General features: G+C 67.7%; 17 protein-coding genes. 2 read left to right on the forward strand and 15 right to left on the reverse strand.

The window, feature by feature from the left end; translation table 11 throughout:
- Window positions 1-162: 162 nt before the first annotated feature.
- The 4 genes from O3X23_RS42430 to O3X23_RS42445 are packed head-to-tail and all read right to left on the reverse strand — an operon-like array spanning window position 163 to window position 2,193.
- Window positions 163-993, reverse strand: a complete 831-nt coding sequence (locus tag O3X23_RS42430; RefSeq protein ID WP_269280220.1) for a DUF2637 domain-containing protein — start codon at window positions 991-993, stop codon at window positions 163-165.
- Window positions 990-1,250 (reverse strand): hypothetical protein, encoded by a 261-nt coding sequence (locus tag O3X23_RS42435; RefSeq protein WP_269280223.1) that lies wholly within the window; start codon window positions 1,248-1,250, stop codon window positions 990-992. Before O3X23_RS42435 ends, O3X23_RS42430 begins: the two co-directional genes overlap by 4 nt.
- Window positions 1,250-1,903 carry a GGDEF domain-containing protein gene (locus O3X23_RS42440; RefSeq protein ID WP_269280226.1) on the reverse strand — a complete coding sequence of 218 codons (654 nt, stop codon included), beginning with the start codon at window positions 1,901-1,903 and terminating at the stop codon, window positions 1,250-1,252. Before O3X23_RS42440 ends, O3X23_RS42435 begins: the two co-directional genes overlap by 1 nt.
- A complete protein-coding gene (locus O3X23_RS42445) occupies window positions 1,900-2,193 on the reverse strand; it encodes a hypothetical protein (RefSeq protein WP_269280229.1) in 294 nt (97 codons plus the stop codon). The genes O3X23_RS42440 and O3X23_RS42445 overlap by 4 nt, the downstream gene beginning before the upstream one ends.
- A gap of 871 nt (window positions 2,194-3,064) precedes the next feature.
- On the opposite strand from O3X23_RS42445, the gene O3X23_RS42450 reads away from it, so the two are divergent.
- Window positions 3,065-4,447 (forward strand): hypothetical protein, encoded by a 1,383-nt coding sequence (locus O3X23_RS42450; protein WP_269280232.1) that lies wholly within the window; start codon window positions 3,065-3,067, stop codon window positions 4,445-4,447.
- Here the strand turns inward: O3X23_RS42450 and O3X23_RS42455 are convergent.
- Together O3X23_RS42455 and O3X23_RS42460 are read right to left on the reverse strand one after the other, a co-directional pair.
- A complete protein-coding gene (locus O3X23_RS42455; RefSeq protein ID WP_269280235.1) occupies window positions 4,444-5,340 on the reverse strand; it encodes a phosphotransferase enzyme family protein in 897 nt (298 codons plus the stop codon). The two genes, O3X23_RS42450 and O3X23_RS42455, sit on opposite strands and share 4 nt — an antisense overlap.
- Window positions 5,341-5,342: 2 nt before the next feature.
- Entirely contained in the window at window positions 5,343-5,795 is a 453-nt protein-coding gene (locus O3X23_RS42460; RefSeq protein WP_269280239.1) for a GntR family transcriptional regulator, read from the reverse strand.
- 803 nt (window positions 5,796-6,598) lie between these two features.
- Here O3X23_RS42460 and O3X23_RS42465 point away from each other — a divergent pair.
- The gene (locus O3X23_RS42465) at window positions 6,599-8,965 is read left to right on the forward strand and encodes a tetratricopeptide repeat protein (protein WP_269280242.1); all 2,367 of its coding nucleotides are present in this window, start codon (window positions 6,599-6,601) and stop codon (window positions 8,963-8,965) included.
- Window positions 8,966-9,299: 334 nt separating this feature from the next.
- Here the strand turns inward: O3X23_RS42465 and O3X23_RS42470 are convergent, their stop codons facing one another.
- From O3X23_RS42470 to O3X23_RS42510, 9 genes are all read right to left on the reverse strand, one after another.
- Entirely contained in the window at window positions 9,300-10,664 is a 1,365-nt protein-coding gene (locus tag O3X23_RS42470) for a tyrosine-type recombinase/integrase (RefSeq protein WP_269280245.1), read from the reverse strand.
- A gap of 61 nt (window positions 10,665-10,725) precedes the next feature.
- Window positions 10,726-10,917, reverse strand: coding sequence for a helix-turn-helix transcriptional regulator (locus O3X23_RS42475; protein ID WP_269280247.1), 192 nt, complete (start codon window positions 10,915-10,917; stop codon window positions 10,726-10,728).
- A 448-nt stretch (window positions 10,918-11,365) separates the two neighbouring features.
- Entirely contained in the window at window positions 11,366-12,841 is a 1,476-nt protein-coding gene (locus O3X23_RS42480) for an ATP-binding protein (protein ID WP_269280249.1), read from the reverse strand.
- 1 nt (window position 12,842) lies between these two features.
- The gene (locus tag O3X23_RS42485) at window positions 12,843-13,673 is read right to left on the reverse strand and encodes a bifunctional DNA primase/polymerase (RefSeq protein ID WP_269280251.1); all 831 of its coding nucleotides are present in this window, start codon (window positions 13,671-13,673) and stop codon (window positions 12,843-12,845) included.
- The gene (locus O3X23_RS42490) at window positions 13,670-14,356 is read right to left on the reverse strand and encodes an SAM-dependent methyltransferase (RefSeq protein WP_269280253.1); all 687 of its coding nucleotides are present in this window, start codon (window positions 14,354-14,356) and stop codon (window positions 13,670-13,672) included. Before O3X23_RS42490 ends, O3X23_RS42485 begins: the two co-directional genes overlap by 4 nt.
- A gap of 87 nt (window positions 14,357-14,443) precedes the next feature.
- Entirely contained in the window at window positions 14,444-16,285 is a 1,842-nt protein-coding gene (locus tag O3X23_RS42495; protein WP_269280255.1) for an ATP-binding protein, read from the reverse strand.
- A 353-nt stretch (window positions 16,286-16,638) separates the two neighbouring features.
- Window positions 16,639-16,905: a hypothetical protein gene (locus O3X23_RS42500; RefSeq protein WP_269280258.1), complete on the reverse strand. Its 267-nt coding sequence runs from the start codon at window positions 16,903-16,905 to the stop codon at window positions 16,639-16,641.
- 4 nt (window positions 16,906-16,909) lie between these two features.
- Complete coding sequence (locus tag O3X23_RS42505; protein WP_269280261.1) at window positions 16,910-17,218, reverse strand: hypothetical protein; 309 nt, start codon at window positions 17,216-17,218, stop codon at window positions 16,910-16,912.
- 17 nt (window positions 17,219-17,235) lie between these two features.
- A complete protein-coding gene (locus O3X23_RS42510; RefSeq protein WP_269280263.1) occupies window positions 17,236-17,553 on the reverse strand; it encodes an RRQRL motif-containing zinc-binding protein in 318 nt (105 codons plus the stop codon).
- Between the last annotated feature and the right edge of the window lie 113 nt (window positions 17,554-17,666).

Below are 17,666 nucleotides of genomic sequence, written 5' to 3' on the forward strand. Positions count from 1 at the left end.
AATGTGCCAGTTACTGCGAACATCTCACGCGTACCAATCAAGCCTGATAGGAGGGCTCCTACCTCCCCACTTGCACCTCAATCGGCAGGCACATCGCGAAGGAACCCGCGTGAACTCCAGTTGGGATGCCGAACCGGATCCCGTCCGGGTCGTAGAAGCGCATCAGGGCGCGTCAACGAGGATGCGCTCAGCCTTCAGCGCATCGCGCAGGATGCGGCCGTTGGCGGACGACGTACGGACCGCCTTGCGGATGCCTTCGGCGGTCAGTTCGGTGTCCGACCAATTGGCGGTTGCCTCGCGGGCCGCGGTGAGGAGTTCGTCCGGGGTGCGGGTCGGTCGGGGTGTGCGGGCCGACTGCGGAACTCGACCGGTCGCCCGACGCGGCGCGTGCTCCGCAGTGGCGACCGCCGGGACCACAGCCGACTCAACCGGCGCGATAGCCGGTACCGGGTGGGGCAGTCCGGCGGGAAGTTCAGGCGCCGTGGCCGGGGCTACGGGGGCCAACTCTCGCAGGCCAGACCCCAACCGATTTACGGTGGGCTGCTCTGATTCCTCCTGGTCTGTTATCGGGGCCGGTTGGTGGTGCAGGATCTTGGCGACGAGGTCGGAGCCGAAGAAAATCGACCCGACCGGCAACGACGTGGCCAGCAATACCAGGGCCCAGTTGGCGGGTGCCCAGTCGGCCAGCCGCACCCGCCCGGTCCCGTGCAGATCGGGCACCAACCCGTGCACGTAGTTGAGAACCAGGGAAGCGACGGCGTACCCGGCCAGCACCCACAGCGCGAACGTCTTGTCCCGCCCGGTCAGTACGAGCGTGGCGACCAGGGCGAGCGCCATGAGGCCGTCAATGACGAACGGGTAGAGCAGAGCGGCGGCGGCGTCGGCTCCCACGGCCTTGGCCACGTCCCGCTGTGCGTTCCACGAAACGCGGAACGCCATGCTGACGACAGCGACCAAGGCCAGGACGAGCAGGGATTTGGCGTGACGGTTCATGACCGGCGCCCTTTCTGGTCGTCGGTGCGAAACGTGGCGTAGGTGACGTTGGCGTCGCGCTCGCAGCGTCCGTAGACCTGCTCCGCGACAGTGACCACCGCGGCGATCCCGGCGACCGCGACGGCGGCGGCCGGATGCCCGCCGTCCACCGCGATGCGCGCAGCGGTCTGCGCAATGGCGTTCGCGCGGGCCGCGGGGACCGGTGAGTCCATCACCGCGTCGGCGGCCCCGCGGGCCATGTCCCGTAAGCGGCCCATCACCGCTCACCGCCGGTCATGCGGCCGGTGCCGCGGCGGCCGGCGCGGCGGCCGTTGATGCTGGCGAGGAGCGGTGCGGGCTGGTCGGTGACGAAGACCCCGCCGCCGTTGCGCTTGGCGGCGTACATCGCCTCGTCAGCCCGCCGCAGCAGCACCGGCAGGCCGTTTGCGGCCGGGGCCGGCGAGAAGCAGCCGCCCACCGACGCACCTACGGCTACCGCCGACCCCTGGCACCACAGCGGCGCGGTCAGCAGCCCGTGCAACCCGGACAGGACCAACCGGGCCCGCGCCATGTCGGGGGCGGGGAAGCAGGCAACGAACTCGTCCCCGCCCAACCGGGCCACCACACCGTGGGCGCTGTCGGTGTTCCATTCCGCCAGCCCGTAGCCAGCACCCCGGATCACCAGATCACCGACCTGATGCCCGAAGGTGTCGTTGACCTTCTTGAAGCCGTCCAGGTCCGCCAGCACCACGGTCAGCGGCCCGCGGGACAGCAAGCGAGCTGCGGCAGTCTCGAACTCCTGCCGGGTCGGCAGGCCGGTGAGTGGATCGCGGCGGGCCGCTTCGATCCGGCGCCCCATCCACAGACTGTGAACGGACCATCCGGCCGCCAGGGGAAGGGCTGCGGACAGGGCCGCCAGGCTCTGGCTCATGCCGCCACCACCCGGGCCACCCACGCGTCACGGACAGCGGAATGACGCGGGAACGTCACGAGATGGGTGAGCGCCTCGGCGTACAGCGCGTCCCACCCGTCGACCTCGTCGCCGTCCTCGGCCTTGGCCATCAGGTCGGCGAGGATGTCGCGGGCCGCAGCCTCACGCGCCGCCCGCTCCTCGCCGCTCTCGCCCTGCACCCCGAAGAACAGGTCCCGGTCGATCCCGAGCGCCAGCTCCTCGAACTCCTCATTGCCGATGACGTGCTGATTTCCGATGTACGAACGCATGACGGAACTCCAGTAGACGAAGGGACGGAGAACCGAGGGGGTCGCGGTCTTTGGCGAGAGGCGACCGCCCCGGGGTGAAGCCGAACCGGCTCCCTGCCACCCCGCCCGTACAGCGCTGAGCGCCGGACGGGCGGGGGAGGCAACCGGCCGCAACGCCGTAGCGCTGCGGAAGGGCTGGCCGTGCGAGCGGCGCCGGATCAAGTCCGGGGCCGTCCCGCACGGCGGATCATGCGGTGACGCGAAAGGCGCTGCAGCCGTACCGGTCCAGCACGGCCGGCGCCCAAAGATGTCGGTGGAACACAACGACCTCCAGGTTGGGAGGGGCGAGGGCTTCACCGGTGGCCGTTGCCACGGCCACCGGTCCCGAGCCTGAGAATCGGGCGCGTCATCATCACTGCTCTGACGCCAGCAGGGCGGCGCACACCAGGTGGCACCCCGAACGGGGTGTTCTCCAGAGCTGGCACGCGGGAAGTGGCCGCCAAGACGACATCTCCCGGTCGCCACGGGGACGGGGAATCACACCCCGTCAATCAGCACGCTGTTGAGTTCTCAAGCAACCGACGCTTCCTTCGGTCCCGTTTCACGGGAGACCTCCGGGCTGGCACTACACGCCTTGTCCGTGGTGTGTATTACCTACCACTCACGTTGGCAGATCGGTTCCGCGTCGTCAAGCGCTCTGGCTTTTGAACTTGGAACCGCTGGTCTGCCTTGCGGCGATGACTCAACTATTGCCAGCCGAACAGGACTTCAGGAGCGTGTACTCGGGGGTGCACTCGTGCACTCCCGAAGGCAAACCACCTGCACACATCACCTGACCTGCATAGACTGACGGCACGTCAAGCCGGGCCTTTGGCCGCTCCATGGGGGATCGATGGCAGACCGGAACGACAGACTGGCCGCACTCATGGATGAAGGCGGCTTCTCGCACAAGTCGCTTGCGCGCGGAGTGATCGTGGCCGCCATCCGTTCAGGCGAAGACACAACCTGCGATCACACCTATGTGAGCCGGTGGCTCAAGGGTTCGATCCCGCGCGGCAGCATGCCGCAGCACATCGCCGATGCCATGGGGCGCAAGCTGGGTCGCCCGGTCACAATCGACGACATCGGCATGGGTGCCGCTGCGGTTTCCGCCGTACAGCATGATCTGGGGCTTGACTTCGCGGACCGTCCCGAAACAGTCACCGCCACCGTGGGCGACCTTTGGCGGGCCGACCTTGCTGAAGCCGAACCGCTGACACGAGCGCTGCCAGACCCTGCTGCATGGAACGAAGCTGCCGTGCGGTGGCTCGTCTCGCCCCCGGATGGCGAACTCGCCCGGTCGGGTCACCGCTCCATCGGCGCGGTGGACGTGGATATGGTCCGCTCGACCGCCGAGGCATTCAGCATGCTCGATGGCAAGTTCGGAGGTGGCCACGCGAGACGCTCGCTAATCCAGTATCTGCACACGGATGTACGGCCCATGCTGGACGGAAAGCACTCTGATGCCGTGGGTAGACAGCTCCACTCGGCTGTGGCCGAAGCGCTATTGCTTGCCGCATGGATGTCGTACGACAGCGGTCTCCATGGCATCGCGCAGCGCTACTTCATTCAGGCATTGCGGATGGCGCAGGGGGCCGGCGACAGACTGCTAGGCGCCAGCATCCTTTCCGCAATGAGCCATCAGGCCACGTTCGTTGGTCGATATCGAGAGGCGGCAATGCTTGCGCGAGCCGCCTTCACTGGACCGGGTACGGGCCTCACGCCCACGCTGGCCGCGCAATTTCGAGCAATGGAGGCGCGAGCGCTGGCACGTTTGGGCGACGGGCGAGGCTGCGATCTCGCCCTATGTGAGGCTGAAAGGCATCTGAGCTTGCGCACCGCCGACAGCGATCCCGCATACATCGCGTACTTCGATGAAGTCGAACTTGCAGCCGAGTTCGGACACTGCTTCCGTGATCTAGGCCGTTCCGCGCAAGCCGCGGAACGTGGAACAGGGTCCATCTTCGGTGATGGTATGAACAACCGAAGCGACTTCTTCGCGACGATGGTGCAGGCAGAGGTGCATATCCACCAGGGAGATGCCGGTCAGGGTTTCGACATCGCGTTGAGCGCCCTGCGGCTCGGGGAGGGTTTGAAGTCGGCGCGCTGTGTCCAGTACGTCCGAGAGTTTCAAGGGCGCATCACGGATGGAATGAAGCGGGCTGCGGAGTTCCGCGAGTTCGCGGAGCAGGCCGGCAGATTCCGGCTCTGGCAACAGCTTGGGTCACAGCCCTAGAAAGGTGCCCAGTCACGTCTTGAACCACCAGAGCGCAGCGTCTCCACCCGCTTCTCAACTTCTTCCGCCGCCTGCGGACTGGCGCCAGCGTTCTGCGAGAGCCACGTGACCATGAGCAGCTCGCGAACACGACGTAGCACGGGATACCCGGACCACTCCCGCACGTCGAAGCCGTAGCCCTGTACGAAATTGGCGTACTCAGTCTCTGTGTGCCAGCCGAAGCTGTCGTAGTACATCGCGGTGTGCATGAGATCCCACTCGCGTGGACCCATCGCGAAGCCGTCCAGATCTATGACGTTGGGGCGCCCTTCCCCATCGCGCAGGACGTTGCCAATATTGAAGTCCCCGTGGATGGGCCCCAACGGAAGCGCAAATCGCAATCTCCCGTACTCGGCCGCCAACTCATCTGCTAGCGAGGCGAGGTAGGTCCGGGTCCCGATTGGGATAGAGGCGCTCTCGATACGTCGTTCGACACTGCCGAAGGGGCGAAGCTCAGGCAACGGAAATTCTGGAGGCTTCAGCTCGTGCAGTCGCCGTAGTAGCTCACCCATCTCGCGTGTGGTGGCGTAGGTGTCCCCATCGGCCAACCCTTCCCAGAATGTGACGGGGTGGCCATCGATAACGACTGGCTGTTCCGCTTCAGTCGCCAGCCGTGCTGCCGGGTAGTTCTCGGCCGCCAGCCATTTCGCCACAGAAACTTCTCTGCGCACGGAGGGCAGACGATCAGCGCTTCGGCCGACCCGCGAAACGATTCGGCCACCGTTGATCCGGAAAACGGCATGGTCACCGAACCTCAGCATCTTGATGCCATCTGGTTCTACGTTGGCAAGGGCGCAAGCCCTCCGCAAAATGGTCTCTGCTTCGGCGGCACCGAACCCGGTGCGTTCGCTCATCGTCATGCTGTCTGACCACCCCGCCCTGCTGGCAGAGCGCGGACTTGTCGTCCTCGTGCCTCTCCCTTGCCGATGAGCCCCTGCCCCTCCATCTGCGCCACGGCAGAACGGACCGCGGTTCGCGAAGCGCCGAACCGAGCGCACAGCTCTTTCTCGGTCGGGAACGGGTCACCGACCTTGACCCCTTCAGCCCCGAGGAGATCAGTAACTCTCTCGACCAGCGGGCGGCGATCCCCTGACCCGGCGACGTACCAGCCGGCGCCCTGCACGGATTCGACAATGCCTTCGCTCTTGAGATGGCCGAGTGCCCGCTCGATGGTGCTGCGGCTCACCTTGTAGTCACTGATGAGCTTCGCCTGAGATGGCAGCGCCTCGGTAATCTCCTCCTTCTCGATCTTCTGGCGCAGAGACTCAGAGACCTGCAAGTACGTATCGCGCGGACTGGCCTGCGGCACAACACCTTCCCTTCTTCCCCACCACGGGTAGACCCCCGTGACGCCTTGCTGCATCAAGCTTCGCACGGAGAGGTCTAGGACCAGCCAAGTAGTCTCGTTGCCCCCCAGCCGCCGAAGGAGATTAGGCGAACGTCAGCCAAGCGCCCCGGTGTCGCGGCCAGGCCCGGTGCCGACAGGCGAACGACGGCCAGGTCAGAGTGCCCGACGTTGTTGGTGCTGGAATCCATTGGGGGTTGTGGTAGGTAGCGGCTAGGAGGTCTTGCGGCGTTTTCGAGTGTCGGGGGCTCGTGGGTTCTACGCTGGGTCTCCTTTCTGAATACGGTCACAGTGCGTCAAGGCGTGCGGGGGATGGGCATGGAGATCGTCGAGTTGGTGCAGCAGGCGGGTCCGGCTGTGGGGGCAGCACTGGCTGTGTACGGGGCAGGGGTGCTGGAGCGGACAGAGGACGCAGCGGTGGATGCTACGGCCAACGTGGGGCGCCGCATCCTGCACGCAGTGTGGCGTCGGCGGGATGAGCGGGGCCGTGAAGACCTAGAGACAGCAGTACAGGATGCGGCGGCTGAGCCGGACGACGAGGACGCGGCGGCGGCGTTGCGCCAGCAGCTAAAGCGCGCCCTGCGCGAAGACCCGGACCTTGCGCGGGAGCTGGCAGGCTTGCTGCCGCAGCCTGGCGGGGGCACTGTGACAGTCACCGCGTCGGGGACGCGATCGATCGCAGCAGGTGGCTCAATCGGCGTCGCGACTACAGGCGACACTCCCGCGTCCCGACAGTGAGCACCGAACACCCCTCCACCCTAGGTGGGGTGGAGGCATCCGGAGATCGGTCGATAGCCGCAGGCGGTTCGATCGGGGTGGCGATCAGCGGGGACAACGCGCGAATCGTTGTACTGCCGGCTGAGGCCGTGCACTGGGCGGAGACCATTCAGGCGCCACCGGGCGCTGGGTTTTTGCCGACATCGGTGTCAGGTGTCTTCGTCGGCCGGGAGCAGGAGCTGACCGACCTACGTCGGATGCTGGCTGGCGAGGGCTCGGCCGCCGTGGTGCAAGCACGGGTGCAGGCGATCCATGGGCTCGGCGGGGTGGGCAAGAGCGCCCTGGCCCTGCACTACGCCGGCCGCTATCGGGACGCCTACACGCTGGTGTGGTGGATCAGCGCCGAATCCTCCGAGGCGATCGTGACGGGTCTGGCGGGTCTAGCGATGAGATTGTGCCCGCAATGGGCTGAGGCTGTCGGGTTGGACGAGCGGGCCGCGTGGGCGATTAGGTGGTTGCAGGCTCATCCAGGCTGGCTGTTGATTTTCGACAACGTTGAGAACCCCATCCACCTGCGTCCCTACCTGGGAACCTTGCACCGCGGTCATCACCTGGCCACCAGCCGTAAGGCCACTGGATGGCACGCCCTGGCCCCCACTACGGCCCTGGGCCTGCTGCCGCTGGACCAGGCTGCGGACCTGCTGTGCACGCTCGCATTCCAGCACCGTCCCCCTACCGATGGGGAAGGTGCTGCGGCTCGGGAATTGGCTGGAGTTCTGGGCTGTCTGCCGCTTGCTCTAGAACAGGCTGGTGCCTACGCCCATGAGACTGGCACCGACTTGGACACCTACCGCCAGTCACTCGGGTTGGTGCTGGACCACGCGGCTGAGGGCATAGACCCCGAGCGAACCATCGCCCGGATCTGGGACCACACGATCACCGCCATTAGCGACCGGGACCCGCTGGCCGTCACCCTCCTGCAAAGCACAGCCTGGCTGGCCCCCAACGATATCCCTCGCACACTGCTTGCATGCCTGGTCCCCGACCCAATTGCCTTGAGTAATGCGCTTGGCGTTCTGCATGCCTACAACATGATCGCTTTCACTGACGATCGCCAAGGCGTCAGCGTGCACCGCCTAGTGCAAACCGTGCTGCGCACCCGCATCACCCCGGAGCCCAACATGTGGGCCCCGGGGCGATGCGAAGCTGAAGGGGCTGTAGCAAAAGCTCTCTTGGGCCTGGCAGAAGAGGCTGTGCCCGAACTGCATGAGCATTGGGATCGGTTGCTCCCCCACGTCGTCGCCTTGGCCGAGTCCACACCGCCGGAGAGCCTCACCTCACCTGAAACTGTGGCTGCCTACCACCACGCCGCACAGTACCTGCATCGGCAAGGCCGTGACGCTCATACCATCAGTCTGCGAACCGTAGCCGCCGCTCAGTGCGGGCGAGCACTCGGGGAAAACCATCCTCATACTCTGACGTACCGTCATAACCTCGCGGGAGCGTACAAGGCCGCTGGGGATCTGAAGCGAGCGATTTCCCTGTACGAGACCACCCTCGCTGATTCCGAACGGGAATTGGGCGGCACTCACCCAGACACCTTGGAAAGCCGTAACGATCTTGCTGCTGCGCTTCTGGATGCTGGGGACTTGGAGCGGGCAATCCCGCTGTTCGAGACTACCTTTGCCCAGCGTGTGCAAGTACTGGGCGGCACCCACCTAGCCACGCTGATCAGTCTCAACAACCTCGCCAGCGCATACGGGCAAGTGGGGGATCTTGAACAGGTGATCACACTGTTCGAGACCACCCTCGCCACGTTCGAGAAGGTGATGGGCGGTACTCATCCACGAACCATTACCTGTCGCAGCAACCTGGCTAACACGTATCGGGATGCGGGGGATCTGGGGCGGGCGATCCCGCTGTTGGAGACCACGCTTAGCCAGCGCGTGGCGGTATTGGGTGATATCCACCCGGACACTCTGGCTAGTCGCAACACTCTTGCGGCCACTTATGCTTTGGCGGGGGATCTGGAGCGGGCGATCCCGCTGTTCGAGACCACGCTTAGCCAGCGCGTAGCGGTATTGGATGATATCCACCCGGACACTCTGGATAGTCGCAACAACCTTGCTTTCGCCTATGCGGTGGCGGGGGATCCCGGGCGGGCGATCCCGTTGTTGGAGACCACGGTTGGCCAGCGTGTGGCGGTATTGGGTGATGTCCACCCCGGCACTCTGGATAGTCGCAACAACCTTGCTTTCGCTTATGCGGCGGCGGGGGATCTGGGGCGGGCGATCTCGCTGTTCGAGGCCATCCTTGCCCAGCGTGTGCAAGTACTGGGCGACACGCATCCGAGCACCCTGCTCACTCGCAGCGCCCTCGCCGTTGTGCGTCGAGAAGCCCAATCTAAGGAAAAATGAAGCAGATTTTTTCAAGATCAGGACGAGACGTGGACGGAGGCCGGGCACCCTGCTTGCGCATCCTGTAAATGTCCAGGTCAGGCGGATGGTGTGCGCATGATCTTGAGCTGACTGTAAATCTGCCGGCTCAGCCTACCCAGGTTCGAACCCTGGCGCCGCCACGGTATTGGAACGGCCCCTGATCTGCGGAAACGCGGACCGGGGGCCGTTTTCGTGTGCAAGTGTCGCCGAGCCCCAATCGGGGTGCTTTGCCCCAGTGTGTCTCACCTTGCTTCGCGTGCTGATCAGCGCGTGTGGGGCAGGCGTGGGGCAGCTTGTGACGCTCGTCTCTCGACTACCTCCCGCCCCGCAGGGTCGCTTCGATCCTCGCGTTCGCTGTCACGGCGGCACCCTCCAAGCACTTGGCGTAGACCCGGAAGAGGACAGCGACGCTGTGGCCGGCACGTTGCGCCACCACTTGCGGCTCCACGCCCGAACTGAGCCAGGTCGATACAGCCGCGTGGCGCAGGTCGTAGGGCCGCTTCGCCAGGGGTGACGCGCACTGGAGCGGCGTGAGGGCGCGCGCACGGGCTTCCGCCCACACCTCGCCGTATCCGGTGTCCTGGATGAGACCGCCGCGCGAGGTCTGGAAGAGCCGACCGTCGCCGGTCGTGCCGTAGGCGGTGACATGCCACCGCAGCAGGGCGACCAGGTCAGGGGGAATCGGGACCGTGCGCACGGCCTTCCGGGGACGGTGCTTGAGTCCGCGCTGCTCGTGCGCCTTCCCGGTGTCGGTCCATGCCGAGCCGGAGCGGGGGCGGGTCTCACGCAGCCACAGGACCCCCCACCCGCGACGGGGTAAGTCGCAGTCCTGAACGCGGAGCCCGATCACTTCGGCCGGCCGTGCTGCCGCGTAGTACATGCACCCGAAGAACGCGACCAGGCGGCGGCCCCGCGCGCTCTGCGCCTGTACCGCGTTGAGCAGGGCGAGAGCCTGCCGTGGGTCCGGCACCGTAGCCGGATCCAACTCCTCCGCCACCTGCTCAGGGGCTTTCCACTGGACCTGAGGGAGAGGGTTCATCGACAGGCGCCCTGCATCGACCGCATAGCCGAGGGCGTTGTGGAAGATCGCCCGCTTCCTGCGGATCGTTGACGCTGCGGCGGTCGTGCCGTCCAGCTTCTTGGTCAGCGCGTCCAGTGCCGACCGAACGTGCATCCGGTCGGCCAGGGCCGACGTGGGCAGGGACTTCCGCTCGAACCAGGCGAGCACCTTGGCGACATCGGCCGGCGGCTCCTCGGTTCGCCGCGTCATGTTGAAGGCCCAGCTATAGAGCGCGACGCGCACGGTGTTGGCGTCGGCCATTCCCTTGGTGTCCGTGACCAGGGCGGGGGCGATAGTCGCCATCGCTTCGGCCAGCGTCCTGCGGGTGGAGCCGGGGGAGTGCTCCCACTTCATCTCGATGTAGTCGCGAGCGTGCTGGTACCAGGTCACCTCCTTGCTTTCCCGCAGCTCCCTGACAGGTACCCCGGTCGTCTCATCGAACGGTTCGCCGCTGTGCATCGCCCGCAGTAGCTCAGCCCTGCGGCCGTCGGCCAGGGTCTTGGTCCGGAACGTCTGGGAGTGCGGTGTCTGGCCGGTCTTCCAGCGAAGTTCCGCCGAAGCCTGGCCACGGTCCTTGCGCTGCCGGACGGACCAGATCCGTACGTCGTACGTGGGCATGAAGCTCCCAAGAGAGAGGGGCCCGCCGAATCGGCGGGCCCCGTGCGGTTGGTCGAGTAGTTCAGGCGGCGGCGCGCTGTCCGCAGCGCTCCCACCACGCGTCCAAGTCGGCCCGGCTCACCCGCAGGTGGCCGTTCGGCAGCTTCTGCAGGCGGGGCGCTTGCCCACGGGCGCGCATCCGGTAGAAGGCGGCGCGGCTCATGTCGATCTCAGCGAGGACTTCGGGGAGTTTGAGCATTTTGGGGCGTGCCACGGTGCAACTCCTTGGCGAGAGGGGCGATGCGGGTGCTGGGCGTTGCGCCTGTCCGAGGTGGGGATTTCTGCGTCATTGCGTCATCGGCGTCATTCGGGCTTCTGACCTGCGGTTTTGCGTGACGTAGTGGTTGGGGTGTGCGTCATGGGTGCGTCATGGGCTGCGTCATCGCATGACGCAGATGACGCAGGATGACGCAGGCGCTGCCGCCTGCGTCATGGCTGTCACCGCAGGTCAGGGCCCATTTTTCGGCCCGCATGACGCAGATGACGCAGGTTCTTCCTTCTTAGGAAAAAAGAAGGGGCTGTTTGGTGTGGTCCGGTGCGCCTTGGAGCGTGAAGAAGGAGCCGCTGCGCGGCGCGACCTTCGAGCGGCGTTCCGCCGAACAGCAAGAGGAGCACCTCGCCCGGGGCTGGTGCTCTTCTTGCTTGTCCGGGTGTGCGTGCGGTCAGAACGCCTGCTGTTGCTCGGGTGGGGGCGGGGCTGCCGGGCGGGTCATTTCGAGGTAGCGGCCTTCGCTGGTGCGGCCGGTGTCGATGAGGACGCCGCGTGCGGCCAGGGTGGGTTGGAGGCGCTTGAGGCGGTCGGAGAGGACTTTGCCGGTGGTCGGCCAGCCTTTGGGCAGGGGACGGCAGTCGTCACCGCTGTGGAGGCGGCTGAGGCAGTGCAGCCACTGCGTGGACGTCATCCGCTCCTGAGCGCCCGGGTCGAGGGCCTCGGCGTGCTTGAGGACGGTCTGCGCGAGCAGGTCGCCCTCGATCACGTCGTCGTTCAGCTCGTCCAGGCTGGCCAGGTAGGCGGTGAGCGCTCCGAGGCCGGCGGCTGCGTCGAGTTGCGCGCACAGGTGCGCGAAGTCCGCCATCCGCAGGTCCGTGGGGGTCTCCACCTCCATGGCGCGCACCTTGACGGTGAGGTCCAGGAGCGAGCCGAGAATGACCGGCAGCACCTCCTCGTACTCGGCCCACAGCTCGGCCTCGGTACGCCGGATCCGGGGTCGCACCAGGCGCAGCGGCAGGAGCCGTTCCGCGAGGTCGGGGCGGATGACTCCGACGTCGATGCCGGTCAGGAGCAGGGGTCGGCGGAAGCCGAGGCGGAAGACGTCCCCGTCGCTGAACAGGGCCCGCTTGACGCTCTCGGCCCCGGTCACGATGCAGCACATCGCGTCGGACAGCTCCGGGGTCATGTGGGAGAGGTTGTCCAGGGCGGTGATCCATCCGGCCGCGACCGCTGTGATCAGGTCGCCTTCGTCCTTCGGTGCCCGGCGCAGGTCCCCGCTCATGCCCTCAATGATCCGCAGCAGCATCCGCCCGGCGGTGGACTTGCCCGCACCCTGTGGCCCGGTGAGGAACGGTGCGGGGACGGGCGCGAACGGCCTGAGGCAGCCGATCAACCAGGCGATGGCCAGGCATTCGGTCTCGGCGGTGGCGAAGTTGCACAGCCGCATGAGCAGGTCGATGCCCTTGCCGCCGGTGTCCTTGGCCGGCAGGGGCAGTTCCCCGGTGAGCTGGGTGCGCCGCCAGCACACCTCCCGGGGGTCGGGGGTGAGGATGTCCCAGCCGGTGGGGTGGATGCGGACGGACTGCCCGTCATCGCGCCCCAGGTCCAGCCACGTCGCCCCATCGAACCCCGGAGCCACACGGATGTTCACCGCCTGCGTCTCCTCGTACAGGGCCAGCGCCTCGATCAGGTCCAGCGCCTCTTTCAGGGCGGTCCCGTTGAACACCCCGACCCCGTCGCGGTACATGCCGACCATGAGTTCCTGGCGGTGGCTGCCGGTCGTGCCCTGCGAGCGGATCGGGCGGGCCACGGGGTGGCCGTTGCGCTGCGCGTAGACGGTGCCGTCGGCGGTGCGGAAGTACCGGAAGTGCGCCTGGGCGTAGTCGGTGATGATCTCGCGGGCGGGAGTCTTCTCGTCCTCGGCCATGTCACATCCCCAATCGGTTCAGGGCGTTGGTCCATGCGTCGGTGCAGTGCCGGGGCGATTCGCCCTTGGCCTGCGCGGCGGCGAACAGCCGCGCCATGTGCGCCTGGGTGAGGCAGCCGCACCGGCCGTGCACGGACAACACGGCGAGGAACGCCCGGTACACGGTCGCGTGCACCGCCTCCCGGGCCTCTGTGATCCCCTGCTCCGCCATCGCCAGGCCACGGGCGAGGTAGGCGGGCGTGCGGTGGGGGCACTGCCCGGCCCGGTTAGGCGCGGGCACTGTGACGGCTGCCGGTCGGGCCGGGGCCGGTTTCGTGGTCAGGGCGCGGACGACGTCCGGTAGGGCGGTCATGGTGCCGGTGCCGGGTCCGAGCCAGCGGGCGTAGGCCATGGTCGACTTGATGTCGACGCCGGGCCGTACGCCGTTGGCGCCCTGCATGGCGCCTTGGTAGAGCCAGTGTTCGCCCCGGGTCGTCGGCACGGTCCGTGTGGCGGGCAGGTTCGCACGGGCCCAGGCGATGGCGGCCGGGTTGTCGAGGTCCACGGCGGTGAGGTTGGCGCCACCAGGGTGGTAGGCCACGCCCGCCGCTTGCCGCCACGCCCGCTCCCACGGAGGCGAGGAGAGGATGTTCGGGTCGGTGGTGGCAGCGGCCCAGCCGTGGCACAGGTTCGGGCAGGTGCAGGGGCCGGGGGTCTTCATGTTCGGCCGCCCGCCGCACACGTTGCCGGCGCAGGCCCGGCAGTTCCCGAACGGGACCTTCCCCGCCCGCAGTGGCAGCACGGGCACCCCGGCGGCGGCCAGGTCCAGGGCGGTGGCCAGCAGGGCGTTCATGCCGCCACCTCCAGTGCCGGCGTGATGCTGGCCAGGAGCTGGGCGCCGATCCACGCCGCGTAGGCGGGTGGGATGCACTCGCGGATGCCGTCGCGGTTCATCCACGGCACGCCCATGACGCGGCGGGCCAGGTCGACGCCGGAAAAGTTTCCGACGAACTGCCCGTACCAGCCCGCCGGGACGGGTCGGCCCATCTTGGCCTGGGGTGCGGTGTGGGCGGGGTGGGCGGGTGCGGTGAGGGTGAAGCCGCCGCCGGTCTCGAAATACCGGTGCCGGTAGGTCTCCAGCCCGAACATCGCCCCGCACAGCATCACCGGCTCGCGCAGCTTGGGCAGGGCGCCCTTGACGTTCTCCATCACCCACGGCCGCCCCGTGGCCTCCAGCGCGGCGCGGGTGGGGGCGATCAGGTCCGGGTGGGTCCGGCCCTGGAGGCGCTGGCAGTCGCTGTCGTGCTGACACGGAGGCGACGCGTGGATCGCGGCGAACTCGTGCCCGTGCTCGCGGATGAAAGCGACCGCGTCACCCTGGATGCAGGTGAAGGGGTACAGGGGCTGCGGGTGCAGGTCGAGCCCGGTCACGGCGAACCCGGCGTCGTCATAGCCCTTCCCGGCGCCGCCCTGGCACCCGTACGCGTCCAGTAAACCGGTTCGGTGGGGTCGCCGCATGTCGGTGGGTTGGGTCATGCTGGGTGTCTCCAGTTCTCGTGTGAGCGTGCTGGGTTGGCGGCGGCCCCGGCTCTTGGTCGGATTGGGGCCGCCGTTGTTGTTCGCTCAGGCCGCTTGCTGGCCGGGCAGGAGACGGCCGTCTGCGGTTCGGTGCACGTCTCCGTCGGTGGTCAGGGCCCTGATCTCGCGCGAGACGGTGCCTTTGTTCAGGCCGGTCCGGTCGGTGACTTCCTTGGCCGTACGGGCCCCTGCCTGAACAGCGGCCTGCACCTTGTCCCGGTTGCTCAGCGCCCCGGACGGTGCGGCGGTGTCCTTGACCAGGTGCAGCGGTCGCGGCACCTGCCCGCCGGTTGTCTGGTGGGGGGTCCAGATCGACTTGGGCAGTGCGCGCACGCCCGCGTCGTCGAGGGTCCAGGTGCGGAGCATGCGCGGGCCGTAGCCCTTGAGGTAGCCGTGACCTCGGTACTCGCGGCCCTCGGGGATCTGGTGCGGTGCGTAGTGCGCGCAGTCGTCCAGGGCGACCTGGGCCTGGGTCGTGCCGGCCACCCGGAGGGAGAACCGGGTGAGGAGGTTGGGTGCGATCAGCTTGTGCACGCCCGGCGCCCCGCCGTCGGTGAGGGGGTATTGCGTGGCCCACCACAGCACGACGCCGCGCGAGCGGCCCAGCGAGGACAGCTCGATCAACCGTTGCAGCCGGTCCTTGTCCTTGCTGATCAGGGCAAGGATCACCTGTCCCTCGTCCACCACGACGGTGAGCTGACGGCCGTCCCACACGCTGATCCCGCGCTGCTTCATGTCCGTCTTGCGGCGGGTCATCTCCGCGTGCGCGTCGTCCACAGCGTCCGTGATCTCGTCGCGTTCCACGGCGACGCGGCACGAGTGCTCCCAGATGTTGGCCTCTTCGCCCTTGCCGTCGATGAGCAGCAGGTCACCGCGCAGGTGGGCGGTTGCCATCAGCGGACGGAACGACCAGGACTTGCCGGTGCCGGACGCTCCGGACACCAACAGCCGCTCATCGAACGGGACCAGCACTTCATCACCGGTTTCGGTGTCCAGACCCAGGCTCATCAGCATCGGATCGGCCGGGATACGGTCCGGCGTCCACAGCGAGGAAACGCCCGCGGCTGCCGACCGCGTCGCCAAGCTCAGGACGGCCCAGCCGCCGCGCGAGGCGGACGTGATCCGTAGGCGCAGCGCGGTGCGGGCACCGAGCAGGGCACGGACCGAGTCGGCCTTGTCCGCGAGCGTCTTGACCGTCCACGTCCCGTCCAGCCGGATCTCGCACCGGATGCCACCGGGGTCCATGGCGGGCGGTGTGGTCACCGTGCCGGACAGGCCACGGTCGGGGGCGTGCTCGACCCAGTAGGACGGGTCGAGGCGCTCCATGAGCTGACGTTCTTCCAGGGAGACGGATTCATCGACCGGCACCCGCAGTTTGCGGCGACCGAGCGCGAGGCCGGCCACGTTCGCGCCGATGAGCGCTGCCGACGTGGCGGCCGGCCACAGCGTCAGGTGCGCGCCCGACATGACCAGGGACGTGACGACGCTGGGCACGGCGTGGACCGCGTGTGCCTGGATCGCGCGGGCCTTGAGCGTGCTGGGGTAGTTCACCCGCGCGGCCTTGAGCTTCGCGCGGGTGTCCCGCTCCTGCCGGGCGGCTGCCTTGCTCGCCACCCGCGCCGCACGGCGACCGGCCGCGAACGGATTGTTCGACGCGGCCCGCGCGGTGAGCTGCTGCGACTTGGCGGTGGCGTGCGTGGACCGCGCGGCGTTGTGCTCCTTCTGCGCGGCCATCAGCGTCTTCAAGTGCTCCGGGGTGCGCAGCTTGTCCCGCCGGTCCGCCTCAAGATCCCAGCGGGCAGCGAACGGAACACAGACAGGCGACAGCGAATCCAGCGCGCTGTTGGTGGTGTTGGCAGTGGTCGACCATGCTTGTTTCCAGTCCACGAAGAGGTCCTCCAAGACCGTGGATAGGGCCGGTGCGCCGTTGCGTGGCGTCACCGGCCCGCCCGAGTTGCAGACAGCGGCGCTGTCGGTTGCGTCGACAGCACCGGTTGAACCCCTGCAACCACCTGTGACCTGCGAAGTTGCAGAGTTGAGCGATAGGGAGGGGTAGGGCCCTACGCGCACGCGCGCGAAGGGCTCCGGAAAACAGGCCCGCGCAACCCCCTCACGGGGGCCTCAACGGCCTTTCGTCAAGCGGGGGTCTTGCCCCCACACGCGAGGGGGGCCGCACGCCCTGCGAGGCTCCTGCGGCCTCCCGCCCGTTCGGAGTGGGCGGAAGACCGCAGGGGGTGGGACTAGAAGGGCGGTTCGCTGCTGTAGCCGGGGCGCGGGCGGCGGAACCAGGACGGCAGGGGCAGCAGGGTCGTGCGCCAGTGGGTCCAGCAGCCGCAGGGCTCACACTCGGTGCCGGCGTACTCGCCCGAGTCATCGCCGTAGTGGTGGAGGATGCCGCCCGCGCCGCCGCAATCGGGGCAGTCGGGGCGGGGGGTGTCGGTGAGGACGAGCGCGTAGCGCGGGCAGACTGCCGTATGGATACGCAGTCGCATCGTGCGGGGCTTCATCCGTTCAGTCCTTGGTGCGAGCGAGTTTGAGGGTGATGCCGCCGACGCTGACCGGTCCGGCCACGCTGCCGATGGCGATGGCGGTGTGGACTGCGAAGTCGAGCAGTGCGACGAACGCGGCCACGAGGCCGAACACCCCCACGACGCCTGCACCCGCGACGACGATGGGAAACAGGTAGTGGCGCAACAGGCGCCCGTCCTGATCGGTGCTGTGCACCACGATGACGACCGGCTGCCCGGTGGCTTCGGCGCGGTAGTAGGCGTCTGCGGGTATGTGCGGGGCGATGATCCCCGGCGGATCACGACGGGCCATCAGGACTCTCCCTCAGGTCAGTTGGAGTCGGCGCAGGGCACGCACGCGCCCAGAGAAGGCGGGATGACGTACCCGGCATCGCGCCGGCATGTCGGGCAAACGCGCCGGGCACGGTTGGCGCAGGCGAGCGCGCCCCAGCGAGCCGGGGTCATCGGCCGGACCGGCTTCGCCAGATCGACGCGGTAGAGGTAGGCGACCAGCGGGCCCCGCCGGCGGCGGGGGCGCTGGAGTTCGGCGGCCACGTCCTGGCCTCCCGGGCGCAGCCCCATCGCTCGGAGCTGCCGACGGGTGGCCAATCCGTCAGGGGCGAGCCGCCACGGGTGCACGGAAAGCAGCGGGTTCGCAGATTCTGAGAGCTGTCTGAGCACGAACCCGCTGCTGGTTGGGGTGTTGGGGTGGGTGAAGCGGCGGGTTGCCGCTGTTATGCCTGGGTGGGGTCGATCGTGAA

It is taken from the genome of Streptomyces sp. H39-S7 (assembly GCF_027158205.1).
Lineage (GTDB): Bacteria > Actinomycetota > Actinomycetes > Streptomycetales > Streptomycetaceae > Actinacidiphila.